This is a genomic window from Alteromonas sp. BZK5, assembly GCF_014349115.1.
GTDB classification, from domain to species: Bacteria; Pseudomonadota; Gammaproteobacteria; order Enterobacterales; family Alteromonadaceae; genus Alteromonas; species Alteromonas macleodii.
The window spans coordinates 1-1,020 of record NZ_JACSOE010000285.1 but is presented as its reverse complement, the minus strand read 5'-3'; the positions used below and the strand labels follow the sequence as shown (position 1 = coordinate 1,020).

Here is a 1,020-nt window from a genome sequence, read left to right as displayed (position 1 = left end):
CATTTGTACTTATCAATGGTTTTGAAGCGCCAGCAGGTGAAGCAGCTAGTGAGTTCCCTACATCAGCGACAGTCAGATTAACAGGACCAGCGATTTTGCCTAATGGTTATTCCGTAGATTTAACAGGATGCTTTGTCACTAATCTAGTTAGAGGTGACGCTGCTACTGAACGCGCTAAATTACGTACCGATCATATGACATGTAAATATGATTACGGTGAGGTAGACATTGCTGTTAAAGGGTTTGCTTCTGGCCACGATGGTTCTGCGGGACTTAGGGGCCGTTTAGTTAATAATAAGCGAGATAAAATATTGTTATATGGAACTTTAACTGGCGGCTTATCAGGGATTGGTGAAGCATTTGGTGGTAATGGTGGCCAGAGTCAAATTGCGATTGGAGGGGGAGCATACCAGTTACCAGAAACACGTGACGTAGCGATAGCTGGTGGTACTAGTGCAGTGTCAAATGCTGCGGATTTTTTGACTGAGTATTATCGTTCTAAACTCCAAGAATATTACGACGTTATAGAAGTCAAACCGTTGGTCACCGGTACCATACACATTTTAGAAACATTTAAAATGGATTTACTCGATGATGAATCATAAAGTGAAACTAAGAATCTATATGTTTGTGACATTAATGAGCATGTCTTTTTGTGGTTCATCTGGTGCACAAGTCATATCAACGTCATCCTCTCAAATTTCCGATGATATGCATAAAGCTATGGTATCAGCCCTTAAACAACAGAAAGAAGGACTTGGGATGCGTGTTCTCTCTATAGAGGATGGGAAGCACGTTCTATCAGGTGGTAATGGGCGATACATCATAAAAGGAAATTTAACTGATTTATGGGATGGGGTAACGCAAACAGGAACTATGAAAGAGATTATTCCATCACTACCAGAAATGGTAAATCCTTCACGCTTTTTCATAAATATTGGAAACCCAGAAGGTGTAAAAATCCTGGTCTTCTTAAAAAGTAATTGTTCGATGTGTGACGCGGTATTTGATGTGCTTTCT

General features: G+C 40.4%; 2 protein-coding genes. Both read left to right on the top strand.

The features are described 5' to 3' along the window. Window positions 1–605 (top strand): TraB/VirB10 family protein (locus BIZ39_RS21995; protein WP_187448142.1); only part of this gene is annotated, 605 nt, incomplete at its 5' end. Beyond that, window positions 592–1,020, top strand: a 429-nt coding sequence (locus tag BIZ39_RS21990; RefSeq protein ID WP_187448141.1) for a hypothetical protein, incomplete at its 3' end; no start/stop codon positions are given. The genes BIZ39_RS21995 and BIZ39_RS21990, both read left to right, overlap by 14 nt.